The organism is Ferrimonas aestuarii, from assembly GCF_005116665.1.
GTDB lineage: Bacteria > Pseudomonadota > Gammaproteobacteria > Enterobacterales > Shewanellaceae > Ferrimonas > Ferrimonas aestuarii.
Genome location: NZ_SWCJ01000038.1, coordinates 1 through 1,153, shown reverse-complemented (window position 1 = coordinate 1,153; position 1,153 = coordinate 1). Strand labels below are relative to the sequence as shown.

Below are 1,153 nucleotides of genomic sequence, written 5' to 3'. Positions count from 1 at the left end.
AGATATCAATCCTGCGCGAGTGCCCACACAGATTGTCTGATAAATTTTTAAAGAGCGTTGCAACTTAAACCGTGGTTCCCGTTGCTGAGGCTGCGCATTCTACGCTTTCCTCGTTTCCCGTCAACCCCTTTTTGAATTTACTTTTTAATAAAAAGTAGAGACATAGATAAAGGATTTTCCGAGTGTCGATGTTTTGCTCAACGTCCGTTTTGGTAACCGCTGTGCCCCGTCGACAGGAAGCGCATTATAGGGAGAGTTTAGATTTACACAAGGGCTAATTTAAACTTTTATACCAATATATTACCAACTGCTTATACTCCCAACGATCACACAATTTATCCACAGACTTACCCACTGATTTCTCAAGGTGGAGGTTTTTCAAACTACTCCACAGCACACAGCTGGCTTGAGTTTCTCAGCAAAAGATACGATTCAGAGGCTCAGGTTTAGTGTTTTAATCCACAACAGCCCATAAAAAAACAAGGGCAGTAATTGGACTCACATCACATTAGATCAAACATTAAACAATAAAGCAGAAACCCAGCAGAGTAATAAAATCAATCATCAATAACGAAGTACTGAATTTATGTATTCCACACAGGGTTTGTAACTACGCGATTTAATCTGACGTCGGCCCTCACTCATAATCAAAGCCCAACATTCTTTGCAGCAAGGTGGAACTAACTCCACTTTCAATGTGAATTTTTTGACGAGCTTTGATCATCAGAGTTAGAAGTTTTAAATCACATGCCAAGCACGGCGCCTGCCAATTTGACGAGTCTACTTTATGTGACTTGCAGAATCAGAGTCGTCTAATGCTTAGTCTACCAATGCCAGTAATTCATTGTTCTTCTAGCTTTAAAGCTCCGGGTGCTAATCTAAGTCAGAAAAGCAGTTGGAAAATAGGATACGCTAAGCTGGCAAAAATGCTTAGCCATACCAGGAAGGCCAAATCGATTTTCAAAAACAAAAACCACAGATACGAAAAAAGCCCATCCGTTAGGATGGGCTTTTCTCTTAATAGGAGTCTGACGATGACCTACTCTCACATGGGAACTCCCACACTACCATCGGCGCAACTGCGTTTCACTTCTGAGTTCGGCATGGGATCAGGTGGGACCACAGCGCTATGGTCGTCAGACAAAAATTGTTG

General features: G+C 41.8%; 1 rRNA gene. It reads right to left on the bottom strand.

The window, feature by feature from the left end:
- Nucleotides 1-1,026: 1,026 nt before the first annotated feature.
- A 5S ribosomal RNA gene (gene rrf, locus FCL42_RS21480) occupies nucleotides 1,027-1,141 on the bottom strand.
- Nucleotides 1,142-1,153 lie beyond the last annotated feature (12 nt).